Origin of the sequence: Streptomyces griseoviridis, from assembly GCF_005222485.1 — a bacterium.
Lineage (GTDB): Bacteria > Actinomycetota > Actinomycetes > Streptomycetales > Streptomycetaceae > Streptomyces > Streptomyces hintoniae.
On sequence record NZ_CP029078.1, the window covers coordinates 7,811,112 to 7,832,373 of the forward strand.

Here is a 21,262-nt window from a genome sequence, read left to right on the forward strand (position 1 = left end):
CCACCCCATGACGACATCCAAGGACCACGGCACCCACGGCGCCGTCCTCCAGGACACCGCGCCCGAGGGCGACCACCCGCTGGTCGAACTGCGCGGCGCGGGCAAGGCGTACGGCAACGTCCGCGCCCTGCACGGCGTCGACCTCACGGTCCGGCCGGCCCGGGTGACCTGCGTGCTCGGCGACAACGGCGCGGGCAAGTCCACCCTCATCAAGATCATCTCGGGTCTGCACCAGCACACCGAGGGCGACTTCCTCGTGGACGGCGCCCCGGTGCGCTTCTCCAGCCCGCGCGACGCGCTCGACAAGGGCATCGCCACCGTCTACCAGGACCTGGCCACCGTGCCGCTGATGCCGGTGTGGCGCAACTTCTTCCTCGGCTCCGAGATGACCAAGGGCCCCTGGCCCGTGCGCCGCCTCGACATCGCCCGCATGAAGGCGACCGCCGACGAGGAACTGCGCAACATGGGCATCGTCCTCGACGACCTCGAACAGCCCATCGGGACCCTCTCCGGCGGCCAGCGCCAGTGCGTCGCCATCGCCCGCGCCGTCTACTTCGGCGCCCGCGTCCTCATCCTCGACGAGCCCACCGCCGCCCTCGGCGTCAAGCAGTCCGGTGTGGTCCTCAAGTACATCGCCGCCGCCCGCGAGCGCGGCCTCGGCGTCATCTTCATCACCCACAACCCGCACCACGCCTACATGGTCGGCGACCACTTCAGCGTCCTGCGCCTCGGCACCCTCGAACTCTCCGCCGAACGCGCCGACATCACCCTGGAGGAACTCACCAACCACATGGCGGGCGGCGCCGAACTCGCCGCCCTCAAGCACGAGTTGGCGCAGGTCGGCGGAGTCGACACCCAGTAGCTCCCGGACGCCGCCACCCCGCGGGGCGCCACCCCCGCGCCGGCGTCGGCGTCTACGGATGACGCGCCGGCCTCCTCGCACAAGGACGCCTGAGACGCGGCCGGCCGGGCAGAGGTCCGCACCCGCGCCCTGCGCCCCCGCGGCGCCCGACGGCCCGGAGGGGAAGCGTGATCCCCTCCGGGCCGCGCGCCGGTCGCGGGCGGGGCTTGCCCGAGGCGTGTGTCTTTCCTGATAGTGGGTGGGGGCATGTGCGGACAATGGGGTGTACGGGGTGGGATGAGCCGCCGGCCGTCCGGTGGCGGCCGTTCGCACCTCCCGCGCTCGCTCCGGCCCCAGGGGCGGCGTACCGTCACCGGTGCAGTCGAGAGGAGCGCGGATGGGCACGGCACGCGACCTGATGATCGGCGTGATGGACCGGGCGCTCGGACGGCCCGTGGCACAGGGCGAGCTGTCGCTCGTGCTGGCCGGGGCGGAACTGCTCGACCTGCTCGGCGCCGGGGCGGTGACCCTGGACGGCGAGAACCTGGTGCCCGGCGACCGCCCCGAGCCTTGCGGCGACCCGCTCCTCGACGGCGCCCTCGCCGCCCTCGTGCCTGACGAGCCCCATGAGACGGTCGACGACTGGCTGTGGCGCCGGGGGCGCGGACTTGCCGGTGAGTATCTGACCGCGTTCGAGGCCGAGGGCCTGGTGGCCAGGCCGCGCGGCTCCTGGCTGCGGCTGCGCGGCGACCGCCCGCTGCCCGTCGACTCCCCGGCCCGGCTGCGCGCCGCGCACCGCTGGGCCGCCGACGAACCCGTCCTGGCGACCCTCGCGACCTTCCTGCGACTGCGCGACGACGTCCCCGACGACTGCCCGCCCCCCGAGGAGGCGGCCCGCACGGTCTTCGGCGCCGTGGTCGAGGCGCTGACCGAACTGGACGCCGTCCGCAGGCGCAGGGCCATCGAGAACGCGGCGTTCGCCAACGTCTGGCGGGGCGCCTGACCCCGCCGGACGCCGGCCGGCGGGACGTCAGACCGCCGCCCGCACCTCGGCGATCGTCACCGGGCGGTGCTCCTGGAGCGACAGCGTGCACGCGTCCGCGATCCAGCCCGCCTCCAAGGCGTCCTCGATCGTGCAGGGGGAGCGCCTGGTACCCGCGACGACCTCGGTGAACGCGGTGAGTTCGGCGCGGTAGGCGGCGGCGAACCGGTCCATGAAGAAGTCGTGCGGGGTGCCCGCCGGGAACGTCACGCCCGGCTCGACCGAGCGCAGCGGCAGCCTGTCCTCGAGACCCACCGCGATCGAGTCCTTGAAGCCGTGCACCTCCATGCGGACGTCGTGACCCCGGGCGTTGTGACGGGAGTTGGAGACCACCGCGATGGTGCCGTCGTCGAGGGTGAGGATCGCGCCCGTGGTGTCCGCGTCGCCCGCCTCCGCGATGTACTCGGCGCCCCGGTTGCCGCCGACCGCGTACACCTCCGTCACCTCGCGGCCGGTCACCCAGCGGATGATGTCGAAGTCGTGCACCGAACAGTCCCGGAAGATGCCCCCGGAGGCGGCGATGTACGCGGCGGGCGGCGGCGCCGGGTCGAGCGTCGTCGAGCGGACCGTGTGCAGCTCGCCCAGCTCACCCGCGCGCACGGCGGCCCGCGCGGCCACGAAACCGGCGTCGAAACGGCGGTTGTAGCCGATCTGGATCGGCACCCCGCTGTCCTTGACGGCCGCGAGGACCCGCACGCCCTCGCCCATGGTCCGCGCGACGGGCTTCTCGCAGAAGACCGGGATGCCCGCCTCGACGGCGGCGACGATCAGCGCCGGGTGGGCGTCGGTCGCGGCGGCCACCACGACGCCGTCCACGCCCGCCGCGAGCACCGCCTCGGGCGAGTCCGCGACCTCGCCGCCGAACCGCTCGGCGGCGGCCTTGGCGGCGTCCGCGAACGGGTCGGCGAGGACGAGCGAGTCGACGGCGTCGAGTCCGGAGAGGGTCTCGGCGTGGAAGGCGCCGATGCGGCCGAGGCCGAGGATTCCGATACGCATGGGGATGCTGCTCCTTCGGTGCGGGTCGTGCGGTCGTACGTGCGGGGGAGGAAGAGTCAGTCGAGGCCGCCGAGGACGTTCTGGTCCCAGTCGATCACCGATCCGGTGACCACGCCCGAGCGGTCGGACAGCAGGAACACCACGAAGTCGGCGATCTCGTCGGGCTGCCCGAGCTTGCCCATCGGCAGCCGGGCCGCCGCCTCCTCGCGCCAGTCGTCGCCCGCGCCGTGGAACGCCTTCTGCGTCGCGTCCTCGCCCTCGGTCGCCGTCCAGCCGATGTTCAGGCCGTTGACGCGGACCCGGTCGAAGCGGTGGGCGTGCGCCGCGTTGCGGGTCAGGCCGATCAGACCGGCCTTCGCGGCGACGTACGGCGCGAGGAAGGACTGCCCGCCGTGCGCCGAGGACGTGATGATGTTGACGACCGTGCCGGGCGCCTTGCGCGCGACCATGTCCGCGACCGCGGCCTGCATCGCGAAGAACGGCGCCCGCAGATTGATCGCGATGTGCTGGTCGAACAGGTCGGGCGTGGTGTCGAGCAGAGTGCCCCTGGTGGTGAGACCCGCCGAGTTGACCAGGCAGTCCACCCGCCCGTACGCGGCGATCACATCACCCACCACGGTGCCCGCCTGCCCCGCGTCCGCGAGGTCGGCGCGCACGAACATCGCCTTGCCGCCCTCCCGGGTCAGCTCGGTCACCAGCTCCTCGCCCGGCGCCGGACGGCGGCCCGACACCGCGACCACCGCGCCCTCCCGGACCGCGGCCCGCGCGATGGCGGCCCCCACGCCCTGGCTGCCGCCGTTGACGAGGACGACCTTGTCGTCGAGAAGTCCCATGTCGTGCTGGTCCTTTCAGCTTTCGCGGCGCTCGGCGGCGGCCCGCAGGCCGCGCCGCAGCGTCTCGGGGGTCCACGACTCGCGCAGCGCGCGCCGCACGATGTCCGCCTGGGACGGCGGCGCGAGGCCGTCGACCGGCGGGTCGCTGTCGAGGTTGGTGGGGAACGGGTACCCCTCCGCGCTCGCGGCGATCACGTTCTCCGCCCACCCCTGGCCTGCGCCCTCGGCGAGCCGGGCCCGCAGCACCGGGTAGACGGCGTTCACCACCGCCTCGCGGTCCACCGTCTCCATGGCCCGGCCGAACGCCGACGACACCTGGAGCAGGTTGGCCGTGCGCCGGACGTCCGCCGAGCGGTTGGTGCCCGCCGCGTGGAACACCGCGGGGTTGAAGAACGCCGCGTCGCCCTTGGCGAGCGGGAGTTGGACGTACCGCTCCTCGAAGTACGCCTGGAACGCGGGCAGTCGCCACGCCAGATAGCCGGGCGCGAACTTCTGCGAGTGCGGAAGGTACATCGTCGGGCCGGACTCGACCGGCATGTCGCAGTGCGCCACCGCCCCCTGGAGGGTGAGCACAGGGGAGAGCCGGTGCACATGGGCCGGGTACGCGGCGGCGGCCTCGGCGGAGAGGAACCCGAGGTGGTAGTCGCGGTGCGGACTCTGCGCGGCGCCGCCCGGGTTGACGACGTTGACCTGCGAGGTGACCTGGTAGCCGGGGCCGAGCCAGGCCGAGGAGACCAGTGCCAGCAGGTCGTTGGCGTAGTAGTCGGCGAACGCCTGAGGGTCGTGCAGCGCCGCCTTCTCCAGCGCGTTCCACACCCGGTCGTTGGCGCCGGGCTTCGCGAAGTGGTCGCCCGCGCCCGTGCCCGAGGCCCGCTGCTCGGCGATCAGCGCGGCGAAGACGTCGCCGAGCCGGTCGACGACCTCCGGGTCGGGGAAGGCGCCTTCGAGGACCACGATCCCGGGGCCCTCGGCGAAGGCGCGGACCAGCTCGGCCCTGACGGCGTCCTGGTCGCCGGCCGCGCGCAGCCCGGCGCTGTCGTAGACCAGGACGCCCCGCTCGACCGAGGACGCGTACGGGTAGTCCGCGAGATCGGTGTCCCGCTCGACCAGCTCGCGGAAGGCGGCGAGGTCGCAGTCCCGCTCGGACAGGCGGGCGCGGTGCGGTACGGACGTGAAGGACATCGTCGTCCCTTCGGGGGAGTGGGGTCGCACGGCCGTCGGTGACAGAACCGGGCCGCGCTGTCATTGTTGTCATGACAAAGCCCTCGAACAACTGGCAGCGGGCCATCAAAAACCCCTCAAGGAGCCGACCCATGGGCCACCCCTTCCCGATCCGGGAGATCGCCCGCCAGGCGGGGCTGAGCGAGGCCACCGTGGACCGGGTCCTGAACGCCAGGGGAGGGGTCCGCGAGAGCACCGAGCGTGAGGTCAGGCAGGCCATCGCCGATCTGGACCGGCAGCGCGCCCAGGTCCGCCTGGTCGGCCGCGCCTTCATGATCGACATAGTCATGCAGACACCGGAACGGTTCTCCACCGCCGTCCGGGCCGCCCTGGAGGCCGAGCTGCCCGCCCTGCACCCGGCCGTGGTCCGCTCCCGCTTCCACTTCAGGGAGACCGGTCCGGTCGCCGAGCTGACCCGCACCCTGGACCGGACGGCGCGGCGCGGCTCCCAGGGCGTCATCCTCAAGGCGCCCGACGTCCCCGAGATCACCGACGCGGTCGGCCGCCTCGCCGACGCGGGCATCCCCGTCGTCACCCTGGTGACCGACCTGCCCGCCACCGCCCGCCTCGCCTACGTCGGCAGCGACAACCGGGCCGCGGGCGCGACCGCCGCCTACCTCATGGGCCAGTGGCTCGGCGACCGCCCTGGCAACGTCCTCACCAGCCTCAGCAGCGGCTTCTTCCGCAACGAGGAGGAGCGCGAGATGGGCTTCCGCGCCGCCATGCGGGCCCGCCACCCGCACCGCGCCCTGGTCGAGATCGCCGGCGGCCAGGGCCTGGACGCCACCCAGTACGACCTGGTCAGGGCGGCCCTGGAACGCGACCCCGAGATCCGGGCCGTCTACTCCATGGGCGGCGGCAACATCGCCACCCTGCGCGCCTTCGCCGACCTCGGCCGCGCCTGCGCGGTGTTCGTCGCCCACGACCTCGACCACGACAACACCCGCCTGCTGCGCGAGCACCGGCTCTCCGCCGTGCTCCACCACGACCTGCGCCAGGACATGCGGGAGGCCTGCCAGGTCGTGATGCGCGCGCACGGCGCGCTGCCGCCCGCAGGACCCACCCTGCCGTCCGCGATCCAGGTCGTCACCCCCTACAACATGCCCCCGCAGACGACGGGTTGAGGAGCCGCGATGCCGAGGACCGAGCACCTTCAGATCGCGGGCGTCCCGATGCGCGCCGAGCTGACACCCGGCGGCCCGGTGGGCGTGCTCGCCCTGCACGCGAGCAACGAGGGCGGCACCGCCGAACTGGCCCGGATCGTCGCGGAGTCGACCGGCGCGACCTGCCTGGTCTTCACCCAGCCAGGTACCAGTCCGGTCCATGTCCCGTCCCCCGAGATGGCGGTGGCGCACTGCGCGGCGCTGCGGGAGTTCCTGGCCCGCGTCGAGATCACCGTCTCGCTCCACGGCCATCTGCGCCGGACCGCGCCCCGCTCCCTCTTCCTCGGCGGCGCCAACCGCCAGGCCGCACACCGGCTCGCCACCGGACTCGGCGTGCTGCGACCGGAGTTCGACCCGGTCACCGACCTCGACGCGATCCCGAGGGCGCTGCGCGGACTGCACCCCCGCAACCCGGTGAACCTGGCCCGCGACGGCGGGGTCCAGGTCGAACTCCCGCTCGCCGCCCGCACCGTGACCCCCCACGACCAGGACACCCCCGACACCCCGCCGGCCGCCGTCGCCGACGCCCTGGTGACGGGCGTGCGGCTGCTCACCGGACGCGCCCTCACCCCTCCTCGACGGTGACCCACGCGCCGGCGGCCGCCGAGCGGATCATCGCGTCCACCACGGCCGCGCTGCGCACCGCGTCCCGGAGCGAGGCGCCGACGGACCTCTTCTCGGCGATCGAGCGCAGGAACCGGTACGCCTCGATCACCTTGAGGTCGTCGTAGCCCATGGCGTTCGCCGCGCCCGGCTGGAACGCCCCGAACTCGCCGTCGGCCGGGCCGACATACACCGTGCTGACCGGCTGGTCCTGGTAGTCGGTGCCGACACTGACCGCCAACTCGTTCATCCTGCGGAAGTCCCAGGACACCGAGCCCTCGGTGCCGTGCACCTCGAAGCCGTAGTTGTTCTGCTCGCCGACCGAGACCCGGCACGCCTCTAGCACCCCGCGGGCACCGGAGGCGAAGCGCAGCAGACAGCTGACGTAGTCCTCGTTCTCGACCGGGCCGAACTCCCCGCCCGAGGCCCGGCTGTGACCGGCCGTCGCGCCGGTCGGGCGGGCCCGCTCGGGCACGAACACCGCGGTGTCGGCGGTGACGGACGTGATGTCCCCCAGCAGATGGCGGGCGAGGTCGGCGCCGTGCGAGGCGAGGTCGCCCAGCACCCCGCTGCCGCCGCGCTCCCGCTCGAACCGCCAGCTCAGCGCCCCCTCGGGATGCGCCGCGTAGTCGCTGAACAGCCGGACCCTGACATGGGTGACGGTCCCGATCCCACCGCCCGCGATCAGCTCGCGGGCCCGCTCGACGGCAGGCGCGTTGCGGTAGTTGAAGCCGACCGCGCCGCGCACTCCGGCGCGGGCGACCGCGCCCGCCACCGCCCGCGCGTCCGCCAGGTCGAGGCCCACCGGCTTCTCGATCCACAGGTGCTTGCCCGCCTCGGCGACGGCCACCCCGATCTCGCGGTGCAGGAAGTTCGGGGCGGTGACGCTGACCGCGTCCACCGCCGGGTCGTCCAGCACCGCACGCCACTCCCGGGTCGCCGTCGCGAACCCGTACCGCTCGGCGGCCTCCTCGGCACGTCCCGGCACCTCGTCGGCGACCGCCACCAGCTCGGGGCGGAGGCCGAGGAGCGGATAGTGGTGTGGGAGCCTGGCGTAGGCCTGGGTGTGCACCCGGCCCATCCAGCCGAACCCGATGACGGCGACACCCAGCGAATCCACCATGACAGCCCTTCGTTGGACCGGTCCATAACCTGTCCCGGCCACCCTGGGCGCACGCTCGCCCTGCTGTCAAGCCTTTCCGGACCGTTTGACAGGGCCACCGCATCCATGGAACGGTCCATCCATGAGAGCGCCAACGATCCGTGACGTGGCCGAGTCGGCCGGCGTCTCCAAGTCGCTCGTCTCCCTCGTGCTGCGCGGCTCCGACCAGGTGCGCCCCGAGAAGCGGGACGCCGTGCTGCGGGCCGTGCGCGAGCTGGGCTACCGGCCGAACGCCGCCGCCCGCAGCCTCAGCGAACAGCGCACCCGCACGGTCGGCGTCCTCCTCAACGACCTGCGCAACCCCTGGTTCGTCGACCTGCTCGACGGCCTGAACTCGCTGCTCCACGAGAACGGCCTGCACATGCTGCTGGCCGACGCCCGCCTCAACCGCCGCACCGGACAGGACCTCACGGGCCCCTTCCTCGACCAGCGCGCCGACGGCCTGGTGGTCATCGGCACGCTGCCCGACCCGGCCGCCCTCGACGCCGTCGCCGCCCGCATCCCGGTCGTCGTGGCCGGCGCCCACGACCCGGTGCCCGACGGCGTCGACGTCGTCGCGGGGGACGACGAGCGCGGCGCCAGGATCGCCACCGAGCACCTCGTCGGGCTCGGGCACCGGCGGATCGCGCACATCGCGGGGTACGGCGCGGTCGGCGCGCTGCGCGGGCGCGGCTTCGAGGAGACGACCCGGGCGCACGGGATCGCGGGGCAGTGCCCGGTCGAGCCGAGCGACATGACCGAGGAGGGCGGCTACCGCACCACCGTCCGGCTGCTCAGCCGCCCCGACCGGCCCACCGCCCTGTTCGCCGCCAACGACATCGCGTCGATCGGCGCGGTCTCCGCCGTCGAGGAACTCGGCCTGCGCGTCCCGCACGACGTGTCCGTCGTCGGCTACGACAACACCAGCATCTCCCGGCTCCGGCACGTCTGGCTGACCACCGTGGACAGCGCGGGCCACGAGATCGGCCGCCGCGCGGCCCGCTGCCTGCTCGACCGGATCGAGCACGCGGGCGGGCCGGGCGCACCCGGGCAGCGCCAGCTGACCGTGCCGTCGCTCCAGGTCAGAGGGACCACCGCGGCGCCGCTCACAGATTGATCGCGTACACCTTCCGCAACGTCTCGTGGACCGTCCAGGTGGTCCGCTCGCCCTCCCGCAGCACGGCCAGGTCGCCGGGGCCCACGGTGAGCGTCCGGCCGCCCTCGACCTCGATCGTCGCCGACCCGCTGACCACCACGAACAGCTCGTCCGCCTCCGTGTCGGTGACCACGCCGGGCGTGATCTGCCAGATTCCGCGCATCTGCCGGCCGTCGTCCGACTCCCACACCACCTTGCCGGTGACCTCGGGCGTCCCGGAGACGATCTGCGCGGGGTCGAGCGGCTCGGGTTCGAGGACGGCGTCGGGAACGTGGAGAGCGAAACTGTGCGTCATGGGGGGACCCTAACGAGCGCCTTCCCCGGCCGGGGACGGACAGAGTGTGCGGGCAAGCCGGGCACGGGCGGACACTCCGTCGCCCCGGACACTGCGTCGCCCCGGCGGGACGACGGGCATCCGGCTGTCCGGTTTGCTCGGCGGTCCGTCCGGCGTCCGGCTGTCCGGTTCGCTCGGGGGTCCGCCCGGCATTCGGCTGTCCGGTTCGCTCGGAGGTTCGTCCGGCGTCCGGTTGATCGGTCAGCTCGGCGGGACGACGGGCGTCCGGCTGTCCGGTTCGCTCGGGGGTCCGCCCGGCATTCGGCTGTCCGGTTCGCTCGGGGGTCCGCCCGGCATTCGGCTGTCCGGTTCGCTCGGGGGTCCGTCCGGCGTCCGGCTGTCCGGTTCGCTCGGCGGGACGACGGGCATTCGGCTGTCCGGTTCGCTCGGAGGTCCGTCCGGCGTCCGGTTGATCGGTTCGCTCGGCGGGACGACGGGCATCCGGCTGTCCGGTTCGCTCGGAGGTCCGTCCGGCGTCCGGCTGTCCGGTCCTCGCTGCGGGACGCCCGGCGTCCGGCCGTCCGACGCGCCGGCGGTCCGCCCGCCCGGCCGAGTCGCGCGCCGGCCTGCCGCGGGCGATGGTGGTGGACATGGCGGACTCCTCGGCGGCCGTCACCGAGCCGCGTCGCAACGACACCCGCGAGACCGTCCTGTTCGGCGGTGTGTACGGCTCCGTGCTGGCCTGTTCCATGGTCGCCGCCCTCACCCAGTACGGGCACGCCTCGCGCGGCAGCCGGCGCTACGACGCGGCCTGGCTGCTGGTCACCGCGTTCGCCTCCGCCCTCGCCCACGGGTACGCCCACTACATCGCCGAACGCGCCCCGCACCGCAGGGGCGACACACTGCGCGCGCTCGCCGCCGAGTGGCCGCTGATCACCGCCGTGCTGCCGACGGTGCTGATCCTGGCCGGCGCCGGCTGGGGCTGGTGGCCGCCCGCCGGGGTGGAGTACGCGGCGTTCGCGCTGAACATCGCGCTGCTGTTCGCCCTCGGCCTGGTCACCGCCCGCTGGTCGCGGCGGCCCTGGACGGTCGCCGTCGGCATCGGCGCGGCCGACGCGCTGCTCGGCGTGGTCGTCGTGGTGGCCAACGCGATCATCAAATAAGGCGCGTCCGCCCCCGCCCGGCTCCCGCGGGCGGGATGCTGGTCCCCGCGAGCAACACCCCCTGGGAGGAGTTCCGGCATGACCATCGACGCCACCGGCAGCACGGTCACGGACGAGGCGGTGCGCAGCCTCGACACCACCGCGGACCCGCGGCTGCGGGAACTGCTCACCGGTCTCGTCCGGCACCTGCACGCCTATGTCCGCGAGACCGGCCTCACCCAGAGGGAGTGGGAGCGGGCGATCGGATTCCTCACCGCGACCGGACAGGCCTGCACGGGCACCCGCCAGGAGTTCGTGATGCTCTCCGACGTGCTCGGGGTGTCCATGCTGGTCGAGGAGGTCAACAGCCCCGACGACCCGGCCGCCACCGCGTCGACGGTCCTCGGCCCCTTCCACGTCACCGAGTCGCCGGTCCGCGCGCCCGACGCCACCATCGACCTGGCCGGCGGCGGCGAACCGTGCGTGGTCGACTTGCGGGTGCGCTCCGCCGACGGCACCCCGCTGCCGGGCGCGACGGTCGACGTGTGGCAGGCCGACGGCAACGGCTTCTACGACGTCCAGCGTCCCGACGCGCAGCCGCCAGGCAACGGGCGCGGCCTGTTCACCGCCGACGCCGAGGGCCGCGTCCGGTTCCGCAGCTGCGTGCCGAGCGCCTACCCGATCCCGACGGACGGTCCGGTCGGCGTCCTGCTCAGGGCCGCCGGACGCCACCCCTACCGGCCCGCCCACATCCATTTCGTCGTCACGGCGAAGGGCCATGTCCCGCTCACCACGCACCTCTTCGTGGCGGGCGGCGACTACCTCGACTCGGACGCCGTCTTCGCCGTCAGGCCCAGCCTGGTCCGGGAGTTCGTCAGGACCGAGGACCCCGCTCTCGCCCGGACGTTCGGCCTGACCGGCGCCTTCCGCCTGACCCGCTTCGACCTGGTACTGGAGCGCACGTGAGCGACCACCTCGACTTCACCCATGAGACCCGTCCGGTCCGGGTCGTCTTCCGGCTGGGCGCCGCGACCGGCGCCGTGGCGACGGAGACCGCGCGGCTCGGGCTGCGCCGGCTGCTGGTGGTGTGCGGGGCGCGCGGCGCGGACACCGCGCGGGCGGTCGCCGACGCGCTCGGCCCCGCCTGCGCGGGCCTGCACGACGGGGCGCTGCCGCACGTCCCCGTGGAGGCGGCCGACCGGGTCGTCGCGGTGGCGCGGGCGGCGGGCGCCGACGGCTGCGTGGCGGTCGGCGGCGGCTCCGCGATCGGCCTCGGCAAGGCGCTCGCGCTGCGCACCGGGCTGCCGCTGATCGCCGTGCCCTCCACCTACGCGGGCTCGGAGGCGACCGCCGTCTGGGGGTTGACCGAGAACGGCGCCAAACGCACGGGCCAGGACGCCGTGGTGCAGCCCCGCGCGATCCTCTACGACCCCCAGCTGACCCACTCCCTGCCCGTGGCGCTCTCGGTCACCAGCGGCATCAACGCCATCGCGCACGCGGCCGAGGCCCTGTACGCCCCCGACCGCTCGCCGCTGATCGCGCTGATGGCCGAGGACGGCGTGCGGGCCATGGCGGGCGCCCTGCCCGAGGTGGCGGCCGACCCCGGCTCGCCGCGGGCGCGCGGGCGGGCGCTGTACGCGGCCTGGCTCTGCGGGTCCTGCCTGGGCGCCACGGCCATGGGCCTGCACCACAAGCTCTGCCATGTCCTGGGCGGCGGCTTCGGCCTCCCGCACGCCGAGACCCACACGGTGGTGCTGCCCCACGTCCTCGCCCACAACGCGCCGGCCGCCCCCGAGGCCCTCGCCGTCCTGGCCCGCGCCCTGGGCACCGGCGACGCCCCGCGCGCCCTGCACGACCTCGCGGCCCGCCTCGGCGCCCCCACCTCGCTGGCCGAACTCGGCCTGAAGGAAGGCGACTTGACGGCGGCGGCGGAGCAGGTGGCGGCCCAGACGTACCCCAACCCCCGTGAGGTCACCGTGCCCGGGGTGCTGGCCCTGCTGCGCGCGGCCCACGCGGGCGACCCGCCCTCGGGTTCCTGACGGCGCGACGGTCTCGTCCGTGGCGTGAGGGTCTCGTCCGTGGCGTGACGGTCTCCACAGCGCACCGGACGGCCGTCCCCGAGTGCCCGGGATATGGCGGACAAAATTGTTGACAATGTTGTCTGGCTAGATTTAGGTTCGACAGGCACTCACTCAGGGAGGGCACACATGCCGAAAGAAGCCCGTCCGAGCACCGGCGAACAGGCCAAACAGCACGCGCTCGGGCAGCTGCGGCAGGCGATCCTGCACGGCGAGATGGCACCGGCGCAGCGGCTGGTGGAGAACGAACTCGCCGAGCAGCTCGGTGTGACCCGGGCCAGCATCCGGGCGGCACTCATCGACCTGGAGGCCCAGGGCCTGGTCGAGCGGATCCGCAACCGCGGCTCGCGGGTGCGGGTGGTGACCGTGGAGGAAGCGGTCGCCATCACCGAGTGCCGGATGGCCCTCGAAGGACTCTGCGCGGCCAAGGCCGCCACCCTGGTCACCGACGAACAGATCGCCGAACTCACCGAGTTGGGCACCGCGATGACCAAGGCGGTCGCCGACGGCGAGCCGATGACGTACTCCGAGCTGAACCAGCGACTGCACGCCAGGGTCCGGGACTTCTCGGGCCAGCGCACCGCCGTCGACCTGCTGGAGCGGCTCAATGCCCAACTGGTGCGCCACCGCTTCCAGTTGGCGCTGCGGCCGGGGCGTCCGCAGCACTCCCTGAACGAGCACCTGGCGATGATCGACACGATCAGCGCCCGGGACCCGCAGGCGGCCGAGACGGCCGTCCGCGCCCACCTCACCAGCGTGATCGAGGCGCTGCGCGACTGATCACGTGCGAGGCGGGCGCACCCTCTGCCACAAGGAGAAGTGAGCATGACGCTTGGCAAGGCGCCCGCCGCGCCACCCCGATCCACCCTCGTCGTCACCGCCCACGCCGGGGACTTCGTCTGGCGGGCCGGCGGCGCCATCGCGCTGGCCGCCGCCCGCGGCGAGAAGGTCACCATCGCGTGTCTGACCTTCGGTGAGCGCGGGGAGTCCGCCAAGGCGTGGCGCGAAGGCCGCGAGCTGCACGAGATCAAGGCGATGAGACAGGACGAGGCCGAGCGCGCCGCCGCCGTCCTCGGCGCCGAGGTCCGCTTCTTCGACGCCGGTGACTACCCGCTCGTCGCCACCGCCGAGCTGACCGACCGGCTGGTCGCCGTCTACCGCGCCACCCAGCCGGACGTCGTCCTCACCCACCCGGTCGACGACCCGTACAACTGCGACCACCCGGCCGCCAACCGGATGGCCCTCGAAGCCCGCGTCCTCGCCCAGGCCATCGGGTATCCGGGGGAGGGCGACATCATCGGCGCCCCGCCGGTCTTCTACTTCGAGCCCCACCAGCCGGAGATGAGCGGCTTCAGGCCCGAGGTGCTGCTCGACATCACCGAGGTGTGGGAGACCAAGCGCGCCGCGATGGAGTGCCTCGGCGCCCAGCAGCACCTGTGGTCCTACTACACCGATCTCGCCGTGCGCCGCGGCGTCCAGCTCAGGCGCAACGCCGGACCGAACCTCGGTCTCGCGCACACCACCCTGGCCGAGGCTTTCATGCGGCCGTTCCCGCAGATCACGAAGGAGCTGGCATGAGCGGCGTCATCGTCACCCACCCGCCGAAGGCCGACCCGAAGGACGTCGAGGCGCTCGCCGGGTTCGGCGTGGCCACCGTCAGCGAGGCGATGGGCCGCACCGGACTGCTGGGGCCCGACATCCGCCCGGTCCAGCAGGGCGTGCGGGTCGCGGGCACCGCCGTCACCGTGCTCAGCTGGCCGGGCGACAACCTCATGATCCACGCGGCCGTCGAACAGTGCGGCGAGGGCGACATCCTGGTGGTCACCACCACCTCGCCGTCCACCGACGGCATGTTCGGCGAGCTGTTCGCCACCGCCCTCAAGCAGCGCGGGGTGCGCGCCGTCGTCACCGGCGCCGGGATCAGGGACACCCAGGAGCTACGCGAGATGGGCTTCGCGGCCTGGGCGCGGGCCGTCTCCTCGCAGGGCACCGTCAAGGCCACCGGCGGCTCGGTCAACGTACCGATCGCCCTGGACGGCCAGGTCGTCCGCCCCGGAGACGTGATCATCGCCGACGACGACGGCGTGGTCGTCGTCCCCCGCGAGAAGGCCCGCGAGACGGCCGAGCGCTCCGCGGCCCGCGAGGCCAAGGAGGCGGCCACCCGCGAGGCGTTCCTCGGCGGCCAACTCGGCCTCGACCGCTACGGGTTGCGTGAGACGCTTGAGCGGCTCGGGGTCTCCTACCGGACCTACGAGGCGTGGGAAGGGGAGCGGTCGTGACCGGTCCCGCCGAGGTGCGCTGCGCCCTGCTGCGCGGCGGCACCTCCAAAGGCGCCTACTTCCTGGCCGACGACCTGCCCGCCGACCCCGCCGTCCGGGACGACCTGCTGCTGCGGATCATGGGCAGCCCCGACCCGCGCCAGATCGACGGGATCGGCGGGGCGCACCCGCTCACCAGCAAGGTCGCCGTCGTCTCCGCCTCCGACGACCCCGGGGCCGACGTCGACTACCTGTTCCTCCAGGTGGCGGTGGACCGGCCCGAGGTCACCGACCGGCAGAACTGCGGCAACATCCTCGCCGGCGTGGGGCCGTTCGCCGTCGAACGCGGGCTGGTGGCCGCCGGCGGCAGCGAGACGTCGGTGCGGATCCGGATGCTCAACACGGGGGAGTCGGCCGTCGCCACCTTCCCCACGCCCGGCGGGCGCGTCGACTACACCGGCGCCGCCGAGATCTCCGGGGTGCCGGGGACGGCCGCCGCCGTGGTCATCGAGTTCCCGGCGGGCGCCACCCCGCTGCTGCCCACCGGCCACGTCCGCGACACCGTCGCGGGCGTCACCGTCACCCTCGTCGACAACGGCATGCCGACGGTGCTGATCCCGGCCGCCGCGCTCGGGGTCACCGGCTACGAGCGGCCCGGAGAACTGGAGTCGGACCCGGCGCTCGCCGACCGGCTGCGGGAGATCCGGCTCGCGGCCGGCCCGCTGATGGGCCTCGGCGACGTCACCTCCGCCACCGTGCCCAAGCTCAGCCTGCTCGCACCGCCGCGCGCCGGCGGCGCCGTCACCACCCGCACCTTCATCCCGGTGCGCTGCCACACCTCCATCGGCGTCCTGGGCGCCGCGAGCGTCGCGGCGGGGCTGCGGCTGCCGGGCGGGGTGGGGGAGGGCATCGCCCGGCTGCCGGAGACCGGCGACCGCGTCCGGGTCGAACACCCCACCGGGTTTCTCGACATCGACACGGACGTCGATCCCGGTTCCGGCACCGCGCCGCCCGCGGCCCGCCGCACGGCCGTCGTCCGCACCGCGCGCAAGATCTTCGACGGCACGGTCTTCCCCCGGCCCGCCACCACCCCGCCCGCACACCCCCTGGGAGGCAACGATGGCCCCGCCCCTCGGTGACATCGCGCACGTCGGCCACGCCCAGCTGTTCACCCCCGAGCTGGACGCCAGCGTCGCCTTCTGCACCGACTTCCTCGGTCTGACCGTCAACGGGCAGCAGGGCGACAGCGTCTTCCTGCGCACCTTCGACGACTACGAGCACCACAGCCTGGTCCTCACCGCCCGGGACCGACCGGGCCTCGGCAGAACGGCGTTGCGCACGTCGAGCGAGGAGGCGCTGCACCGGCGGGTGGCGGCCGTGGAGGCGACGGGCGCCACCGGGACCTGGGTCGAGGACGAACCGGGACTCGGCCGGCTGTACGTCACCACCGACCCGGACGGACACGAGCACGCCCTGTACTGGGAGAGCGAACACTACGTCGCGCCAACGGAGTTGCGGCCCGCGCTGAAGAACCAGCCGCAGGCCAAGCCCGATCGGGGCGTCGGGGTGCGCCGCCTCGACCACGTCAACTTCCTCGCCGCCGACGTGCTCGCCAACGCGGAGTTCCAGGAACAGGTCCTCGGCGCCCGGCCCACCGAGCAGATCCGGCTCGACTCCGGGCGGATCGCGGCCCGTTGGCTGACCTTCACGGACAAGTCCTACGACGTCGTCTACACGTCGGACTGGACCGGATCGAGCGGGCGGCTGCACCACATCGCCTTCGCCACCGACACCCGCGAGGACATCCTGCGCGCCGCCGATCTGGCCATCGACACCGGCGTGTTCATCGAGACGGGCCCGCACAAGCACGCCATCCAGCAGACGTTCTTCCTCTACGTCTACGAGCCGGGCGGCAACCGCATCGAGCTGTGCAACCCGCTCACCCGGCTGGTGCTCGCCCCCGACTGGCCGCTGATCACCTGGACCGAGGCGGAGCGCGCCAAGGGGCAGGCGTGGGGGCTCAAGACCATCGAATCCTTCCACACGCACGGGACCCCGCCGATCGTCTGACGGACCTCGCTGGGGAGCCGCCCCGACCTCGGATGAGATTGTTGACAAAAGCGTTGACACTCCTGGGGCGGCTCCCTACCGTCATCCGCACACCGGGTCGACCGCGCGAGCCGCAGAGCCCCGCCGCGTCGAAGCCCCTCCAGAGGGCGCCACCCTGGACGAGAGGAAAACAACGATGTCCTCCTCACCCCCGACGGCCTCCCGGGGCGGCAGACTGGCCCTCCTGGTGCTCGGCCTGTGCTGGCTCGCCGTCCTCTTCGACGGCCTCGACATGTTCATCTACGGCTCCGTCCTGCCGCACCTGCTGGAGACGAAGACCTTCGGGCTCACCGCCGACCGGGCGGGCGACCTCGGCAGCTACGCCACCTTCGGCATGCTGGTCGGCGCGCTCGCCGCGGGCACCGTCGCCGACCGGATCGGCCGCAAGAAGCTGATGGTCGGCTGCGTCACGCTGTTCTCGCTCGCCTCCGCGCTCTGCGCCGTCTCCGGCACCCTCGCCGTCTTCGGACTCGGCCGCACCCTCGCGGGCATCGGCCTCGGCGGACTGCTGCCCACCGCGATCAGCATGGTCTGCGACTACGCCCCGCGCGGCCGCGGCGCCCTCGTCATCGGCACCCTGATGACCGCCCACCACACCGGCGGCATCCTCTCCGCCTACGTCGCCAAGTGGCTGGTGGAACCGGTCGGTTGGCGGGCCGCGTTCTGGGTCTGCGTGCTGCCGCTGCTCTTCGCCCCGGTGCTCGCCAGGTTCCTGCCCGAGTCGCTGAGCTTCCTCGTCGCCAAGGGCCGCACCGAGGAGGCCCACGCCCTCGCCGCCCGCTACGACACCGAACCGCCCGCCGTCCAGGACCCGAAGCAGCGCCCCGCCGACCGCTGGAACGCGCTGCTGAACCTGTTCAGGGCCGGCGAGTGGAGCCAGACCCTGCTGTACTGGCTCGCCTCCTTCGGCGGGCTGCTCCTCGTCTACGGCGTCGCCACCTGGCTGCCCACCCTGATGCGCGGCGAAGGCTACGCGCTCGGCTCCGCCCTCAGCTTCGTCGTCGTCTTCAACCTCGGCGGTGTCGTCGGCATGCTGGTCGCGGGCCGCGCCGCCGACCGCTTCGGCGCCCCGCGCATCTCGGCGCTCTGGTTCGCCCTCACCGCCGTCGGCGTCTACCTGCTCAGCGTCCACCTGCCGATGGGCGTCACCATGGCCGTCGTCTTCCTCACCGGCGTCTTCCTCAACAGCGCCCAGACGATGATCTACGCGACCGTCTCGCTGCGCTCCACGCCGGGCAACCGCGCCACCGCCGTCGGCTGGACCTCGGGCATGGGCCGCTTCGGCGCCGTCTTCGGCCCCTGGCTCGGCGGCCAGCTGCTCGCCTCCGGCCACGGCGACCTCGGCTTCACCGCCTTCGCCCTCGCCGGAGTCTCCTCCATGGTCTTCATCGGCGCCGCCGCCCTGCGCACCTCCCGCCGCGGCACGGCCGACGAGGGGGGCGCCGAACTGGCCGCCGCGCACTGACCGGTACGCACCCCCCCGACGACCCTCGTCCGCCTCCGATCGGCAGCAGGCGCTCACGTAGCCCGCCCGCGCGGTCCGTCCGGTGCCCGATGCCGTGGTGCGGCGTCGGGCACCTGGCGTTCGCCGTACCGGCGTCCGGGGCGCCGGCCGCGGGACGTCAGCGGGCGGCCCGTACCCCGTCGAGGGCGATGGCGAGCACCCGGTCGCGCTGGGCGTCGTCGTTGAAGGTCGTTCCCGTGACTCCGGCCAGCAGCCGCAGCAGATCGCTGAAGTCCATGTCGGTGCGGGCCGCGCCCGCCGCCTGGGCTCTCTCGAACAGCGGGCCGCCCGCCGCGTACATCGACTCGCGGCAGGCCAGGAAGGTCGCCGAGTCGTCGTCGAGCGCCTCGCGCACCGCCCGCTTGGTCACCATGTACTCGGTGAACCGGCGCAGCCAGGTGGTGAGCGCCTCCCACGGCTCCAGCGGGGCGACCTCCTCGGCGACCCGCACCAGTTCGTCGACCTCGGCCGCGTACACGCTCTCGAAGAGATGGCGGCGGGTCGGGAAGTTCCGGTACAGGGTGCCGATGCCGACGCCCGCCCGGCGGGCGATGTCCTCGAGGGACGCCTCCGCGCCGTTCTCCGCGAACGCCGCGCGGGCCGCGACCAGCAGGGCGTCGTAGTTGCGGGCGGCGTCCTTACGGTGTGGGCGCTGCGCGGCCACGATCTCGGTCACGGGGTACGGCGTGGGGGTCATGGCGGCCTCCCGGGTCGGCTCACGGTTGAAGCGGAGGTATGCCTCCGCTACAGTGGAGGGGTACCTCCACTTTACCAGTGAGGGGCGCGTTCGCCGTGGTCCCGTGCGCCCGCACATGACGCCGACGCGCCACCGCCCCCCCCGTACCACCTCGCGCCCGCCCGCGGCGGGTGCCGCGCGCACCACCCGCAACCCCGGCCACCCACACCGTCCCGCGACTGCCCACGACGACCGTCCGCGTACCCGGCGATCCCGCACCGTCCCGCCGGACCCGCGCGACCGCCGTCCGGGGCCACGGCCGCGCCCGCTCCGGAGAGGCTCCCCATGCCCCGCACATCCACCCGTCTCACCTTCGCGGTCCTCGCGACCGGTGCCGGTGTGTTCTCCATGCTCCAGTCGCTGATCGCGCCGGCCCTGCCGACCGTCCAACACGCCCTGCACACCTCGCAGTCGACCGCGACCTGGGTGATGACCGCCTATCTGCTGTCGGCCTCCGTCTTCACGCCGATACTCGGCCGGGTCGGCGACCTGATCGGCAAGAAGCGCACCCTCGTCGCGGTCCTGCTGACGGTCGCGGCGGGCTGCCTGCTCGCCGCGCTCGCGCCGACCATCGGCGTGCTGATCGTCGCCCGGGTCGTGCAGGGCATCGGCGGCGCGCTGTTCCCGCTGTCGTTCGGCATCATCCGGGACGAGTTCGACGCCTCCGAGGTCACCGGCAGCATCGGCAACCTCTCCGCGGTCATCGCGGCGGGCGGCGGCGTCGGCATGGTCGCCGCCGGTCCCATCGTGACCGCCCTCGACTACCGCTGGCTGTTCTGGATACCGGTCGCGGTCGTCATCGCGGCCACCCTGATCGCCGTCCGCTACATACCCGAGTCACCCAACCGGGCCCAGGGCAAGGTCAGTTGGCTCGGCGCCGGACTGCTGTTGGGTTGGCTGGTCGCGCTGCTGCTGCCGCTCAGCCAGGCCGGCGTCTGGGGCTGGGGCTCCGGCCGGGTGATCGGCCTGCTCGGCGCCGCCGTCGTCCTGTTCGCGCTGTGGCTGCTGTCCGAGGCCCGCTCGGCGACCCCGCTGATCGACCTTCGGGTGATGCGGCTGCCCGCCGTCTGGACGACGAACACGGCCGCGCTCCTCTTCGGCGCGGGCATGTACGCGATCTGGTCGTTCCTGCCCGGCTTCGTCCAGACCCCCGCCTCGGCCGGATACGGCTTCGGCGCGAGCGTCACGGCCTCGGGCCTGCTGATGCTCCCGATGCTGATCGCGATGTTCGTCTCCGGCCTGCTCAGCGCCCGTCTGTCGCCGGTGCTCGGCGCGAAGACCCTGCTCACCACGGGCGCCGCCCTGGGCGCGGTCGCCTGCGGCATGCTGACCCTCTGGCACGCCGAACGCTGGCAGATCGGCCTGGTCGCCGGCGTCTTCGGCCTCGGCATCGGACTGGCCTTCGCGTCGATGGCCAACCTGATCGTCGGCAGCGTCCCGCCCTCCCAGACGGGCGCGGCCACCGGCATGAACGCCAACATCCGCACCATCGGCGGCTCCATCGGCGCGGCGCTCACGAGCGTCCTGGTCACCGGCAGGCTCCAGCCGTCGGGCCTCCCGCACGAGTCGGGCTACACCCACGGCTTCGCCCTCCTGACGGCACTCTGCCTGGCAGCGGCCCTGGCGGCCCTCCTGGTACCGACGGGACGCGGGGGACACGGGGGACGGGTGACGGGGGCGCCGCTGGCCGCGGGTTCGGCGAGCGGACCGGGCGCGGTGGAGACGGTGGCGACGGCGACGGTGGCGACGGGAGCGGTGGCGACGGAGGCGGTGGACGTGGCCGGGCCGACGGTGACGCGGGAGGCCACGGGGCCGGCCGGGGGGACCAGCCGGGTCTGACGGCCTGCTGGGACCAGCCGGGTCTGACGGTTTTCCGGGACCAGCTCAGGTCTGACGGCCTGCTGGGACCAGCCTGGTCTGACGTTCTGCCGGACCAGCCCGGGGCTGACGGTCTGCCGGCGCGGCCCACGTGTCGCCGCCCGCCGCCCCTCCGTCACCGGCCGCGCGGGAGGGGGCTCCGGATGCGATAAGGTCGACCAGCACGATCACGCGGACGCACCGCGTGGACGCGGCGGGACGTGGCGCAGCTTGGTAGCGCACTTGACTGGGGGTCAAGGGGTCGCAGGTTCAAATCCTGTCGTCCCGACTGGAGACAGTCGCAGGTG

General features: G+C 73.6%; 20 protein-coding genes, 1 tRNA gene and 1 pseudogene. 16 read left to right on the forward strand and 6 right to left on the reverse strand.

Translation table 11 applies throughout. The features are described from left to right. Window positions 1–7 precede the first annotated feature (7 nt). A pseudogene (locus tag DDJ31_RS33835) lies at window positions 8–859 on the forward strand (ATP-binding cassette domain-containing protein); the annotation flags it as partial. Between the two features lie 379 nt (window positions 860–1,238). Further along, complete coding sequence (locus DDJ31_RS33840) at window positions 1,239–1,844, forward strand: GOLPH3/VPS74 family protein (RefSeq protein WP_127176607.1); 606 nt, start codon at window positions 1,239–1,241, stop codon at window positions 1,842–1,844. Window positions 1,845–1,871: 27 nt separating this feature from the next. On the opposite strand, the gene DDJ31_RS33845 is transcribed toward DDJ31_RS33840, so the two are convergent. Genes DDJ31_RS33845 through DDJ31_RS33855 form a run of 3 tightly spaced genes read right to left on the reverse strand, consistent with a single transcriptional unit; the run spans window position 1,872 to window position 4,894 of the window. Then, window positions 1,872–2,879 carry a Gfo/Idh/MocA family protein gene (locus tag DDJ31_RS33845; RefSeq protein WP_127176606.1) on the reverse strand — a complete coding sequence of 336 codons (1,008 nt, stop codon included), beginning with the start codon at window positions 2,877–2,879 and terminating at the stop codon, window positions 1,872–1,874. A 56-nt stretch (window positions 2,880–2,935) separates the two neighbouring features. Beyond that, the gene (locus DDJ31_RS33850; protein ID WP_127176605.1) at window positions 2,936–3,712 is read right to left on the reverse strand and encodes an SDR family oxidoreductase; all 777 of its coding nucleotides are present in this window, start codon (window positions 3,710–3,712) and stop codon (window positions 2,936–2,938) included. A gap of 15 nt (window positions 3,713–3,727) precedes the next feature. Then, window positions 3,728–4,894: a phytanoyl-CoA dioxygenase family protein gene (locus tag DDJ31_RS33855; RefSeq protein WP_127176604.1), complete on the reverse strand. Its 1,167-nt coding sequence runs from the start codon at window positions 4,892–4,894 to the stop codon at window positions 3,728–3,730. A gap of 131 nt (window positions 4,895–5,025) precedes the next feature. On the opposite strand from DDJ31_RS33855, the gene DDJ31_RS33860 reads away from it, so the two are divergent. After that, window positions 5,026–6,057 (forward strand): LacI family DNA-binding transcriptional regulator, encoded by a 1,032-nt coding sequence (locus DDJ31_RS33860; RefSeq protein WP_127176603.1) that lies wholly within the window; start codon window positions 5,026–5,028, stop codon window positions 6,055–6,057. 9 nt (window positions 6,058–6,066) lie between these two features. Continuing rightward, a complete protein-coding gene (locus tag DDJ31_RS33865; protein ID WP_171480939.1) occupies window positions 6,067–6,681 on the forward strand; it encodes a poly-gamma-glutamate hydrolase family protein in 615 nt (204 codons plus the stop codon). On the opposite strand, the gene DDJ31_RS33870 is transcribed toward DDJ31_RS33865, so the two are convergent. Then, complete coding sequence (locus tag DDJ31_RS33870; protein ID WP_127176601.1) at window positions 6,662–7,822, reverse strand: Gfo/Idh/MocA family protein; 1,161 nt, start codon at window positions 7,820–7,822, stop codon at window positions 6,662–6,664. The genes DDJ31_RS33865 and DDJ31_RS33870 overlap by 20 nt on opposite strands. A gap of 121 nt (window positions 7,823–7,943) precedes the next feature. On the opposite strand from DDJ31_RS33870, the gene DDJ31_RS33875 reads away from it, so the two are divergent. Next, window positions 7,944–8,957: a LacI family DNA-binding transcriptional regulator gene (locus DDJ31_RS33875; protein WP_127176600.1), complete on the forward strand. Its 1,014-nt coding sequence runs from the start codon at window positions 7,944–7,946 to the stop codon at window positions 8,955–8,957. On the opposite strand, the gene DDJ31_RS33880 is transcribed toward DDJ31_RS33875, so the two are convergent. Next, window positions 8,947–9,291, reverse strand: a complete 345-nt coding sequence (locus DDJ31_RS33880; RefSeq protein WP_127176599.1) for a cupin domain-containing protein — start codon at window positions 9,289–9,291, stop codon at window positions 8,947–8,949. The genes DDJ31_RS33875 and DDJ31_RS33880 overlap by 11 nt on opposite strands. 629 nt (window positions 9,292–9,920) lie before the next feature. Here DDJ31_RS33880 and DDJ31_RS33885 point away from each other — a divergent pair. From DDJ31_RS33885 to DDJ31_RS33925, 9 genes are all read left to right on the forward strand, one after another. Then, entirely contained in the window at window positions 9,921–10,433 is a 513-nt protein-coding gene (locus DDJ31_RS33885; RefSeq protein ID WP_127176598.1) for a hypothetical protein, read from the forward strand. A 78-nt stretch (window positions 10,434–10,511) separates the two neighbouring features. Then, a complete protein-coding gene (locus tag DDJ31_RS33890; RefSeq protein WP_127176597.1) occupies window positions 10,512–11,378 on the forward strand; it encodes a dioxygenase in 867 nt (288 codons plus the stop codon). After that, entirely contained in the window at window positions 11,375–12,451 is a 1,077-nt protein-coding gene (locus DDJ31_RS33895) for a maleylacetate reductase (protein ID WP_127176596.1), read from the forward strand. The genes DDJ31_RS33890 and DDJ31_RS33895 overlap by 4 nt, the downstream gene beginning before the upstream one ends. 168 nt (window positions 12,452–12,619) lie before the next feature. Then, the gene (locus DDJ31_RS33900; RefSeq protein ID WP_127176595.1) at window positions 12,620–13,270 is read left to right on the forward strand and encodes a GntR family transcriptional regulator; all 651 of its coding nucleotides are present in this window, start codon (window positions 12,620–12,622) and stop codon (window positions 13,268–13,270) included. 45 nt (window positions 13,271–13,315) lie between these two features. Continuing rightward, entirely contained in the window at window positions 13,316–14,068 is a 753-nt protein-coding gene (locus tag DDJ31_RS33905; RefSeq protein ID WP_127176594.1) for a PIG-L deacetylase family protein, read from the forward strand. Then, complete coding sequence (locus DDJ31_RS33910; RefSeq protein WP_127176593.1) at window positions 14,065–14,769, forward strand: 4-carboxy-4-hydroxy-2-oxoadipate aldolase/oxaloacetate decarboxylase; 705 nt, start codon at window positions 14,065–14,067, stop codon at window positions 14,767–14,769. Before DDJ31_RS33905 ends, DDJ31_RS33910 begins: the two co-directional genes overlap by 4 nt. Next, a complete protein-coding gene (locus DDJ31_RS33915; RefSeq protein WP_127176592.1) occupies window positions 14,766–15,887 on the forward strand; it encodes a 4-oxalomesaconate tautomerase in 1,122 nt (373 codons plus the stop codon). The genes DDJ31_RS33910 and DDJ31_RS33915 overlap by 4 nt, the downstream gene beginning before the upstream one ends. After that, complete coding sequence (locus DDJ31_RS33920) at window positions 15,868–16,818, forward strand: VOC family protein (RefSeq protein WP_127176591.1); 951 nt, start codon at window positions 15,868–15,870, stop codon at window positions 16,816–16,818. Before DDJ31_RS33915 ends, DDJ31_RS33920 begins: the two co-directional genes overlap by 20 nt. A 175-nt stretch (window positions 16,819–16,993) precedes the next feature. Further along, the gene (locus DDJ31_RS33925) at window positions 16,994–18,322 is read left to right on the forward strand and encodes an MFS transporter (RefSeq protein WP_127176590.1); all 1,329 of its coding nucleotides are present in this window, start codon (window positions 16,994–16,996) and stop codon (window positions 18,320–18,322) included. A 157-nt stretch (window positions 18,323–18,479) separates the two neighbouring features. Here the strand turns inward: DDJ31_RS33925 and DDJ31_RS33930 are convergent, their stop codons facing one another. After that, window positions 18,480–19,058 carry a TetR/AcrR family transcriptional regulator gene (locus tag DDJ31_RS33930; RefSeq protein WP_127182475.1) on the reverse strand — a complete coding sequence of 193 codons (579 nt, stop codon included), beginning with the start codon at window positions 19,056–19,058 and terminating at the stop codon, window positions 18,480–18,482. A gap of 324 nt (window positions 19,059–19,382) precedes the next feature. Between DDJ31_RS33930 and DDJ31_RS33935 the strand changes: the two genes are divergently transcribed. Next, window positions 19,383–20,936: an MFS transporter gene (locus DDJ31_RS33935; protein WP_127176589.1), complete on the forward strand. Its 1,554-nt coding sequence runs from the start codon at window positions 19,383–19,385 to the stop codon at window positions 20,934–20,936. Between the two features lie 233 nt (window positions 20,937–21,169). Continuing rightward, a tRNA-Pro gene (locus tag DDJ31_RS33940) sits at window positions 21,170–21,243 on the forward strand. Window positions 21,244–21,262 lie beyond the last annotated feature (19 nt).

Coding starts and splice junctions, on each gene's coding strand:
- DDJ31_RS33840 (WP_127176607.1), top strand. CDS start 1,239: ATGGGCACGGCACGCGACCTGATGATCGGCGTGATGGACCGGGCGCTC.
- DDJ31_RS33885 (WP_127176598.1), top strand. CDS start 9,921: ATGGCGGACTCCTCGGCGGCCGTCACCGAGCCGCGTCGCAACGACACC.
- DDJ31_RS33850 (WP_127176605.1), bottom strand. CDS start 3,712: ATGGGACTTCTCGACGACAAGGTCGTCCTCGTCAACGGCGGCAGCCAG.
- DDJ31_RS33865 (WP_171480939.1), top strand. CDS start 6,067: ATGCCGAGGACCGAGCACCTTCAGATCGCGGGCGTCCCGATGCGCGCC.
- DDJ31_RS33860 (WP_127176603.1), top strand. CDS start 5,026: ATGGGCCACCCCTTCCCGATCCGGGAGATCGCCCGCCAGGCGGGGCTG.
- DDJ31_RS33855 (WP_127176604.1), bottom strand. CDS start 4,894: ATGTCCTTCACGTCCGTACCGCACCGCGCCCGCCTGTCCGAGCGGGAC.
- DDJ31_RS33845 (WP_127176606.1), bottom strand. CDS start 2,879: ATGCGTATCGGAATCCTCGGCCTCGGCCGCATCGGCGCCTTCCACGCC.
- DDJ31_RS33870 (WP_127176601.1), bottom strand. CDS start 7,822: ATGGTGGATTCGCTGGGTGTCGCCGTCATCGGGTTCGGCTGGATGGGC.
- DDJ31_RS33920 (WP_127176591.1), top strand. CDS start 15,868: ATGGCCCCGCCCCTCGGTGACATCGCGCACGTCGGCCACGCCCAGCTG.
- DDJ31_RS33930 (WP_127182475.1), bottom strand. CDS start 19,058: ATGACCCCCACGCCGTACCCCGTGACCGAGATCGTGGCCGCGCAGCGC.
- DDJ31_RS33925 (WP_127176590.1), top strand. CDS start 16,994: ATGTCCTCCTCACCCCCGACGGCCTCCCGGGGCGGCAGACTGGCCCTC.
- DDJ31_RS33900 (WP_127176595.1), top strand. CDS start 12,620: ATGCCGAAAGAAGCCCGTCCGAGCACCGGCGAACAGGCCAAACAGCAC.
- DDJ31_RS33890 (WP_127176597.1), top strand. CDS start 10,512: ATGACCATCGACGCCACCGGCAGCACGGTCACGGACGAGGCGGTGCGC.
- DDJ31_RS33935 (WP_127176589.1), top strand. CDS start 19,383: ATGCCCCGCACATCCACCCGTCTCACCTTCGCGGTCCTCGCGACCGGT.
- DDJ31_RS33905 (WP_127176594.1), top strand. CDS start 13,316: ATGACGCTTGGCAAGGCGCCCGCCGCGCCACCCCGATCCACCCTCGTC.
- DDJ31_RS33880 (WP_127176599.1), bottom strand. CDS start 9,291: ATGACGCACAGTTTCGCTCTCCACGTTCCCGACGCCGTCCTCGAACCC.
- DDJ31_RS33875 (WP_127176600.1), top strand. CDS start 7,944: ATGAGAGCGCCAACGATCCGTGACGTGGCCGAGTCGGCCGGCGTCTCC.
- DDJ31_RS33910 (WP_127176593.1), top strand. CDS start 14,065: ATGAGCGGCGTCATCGTCACCCACCCGCCGAAGGCCGACCCGAAGGAC.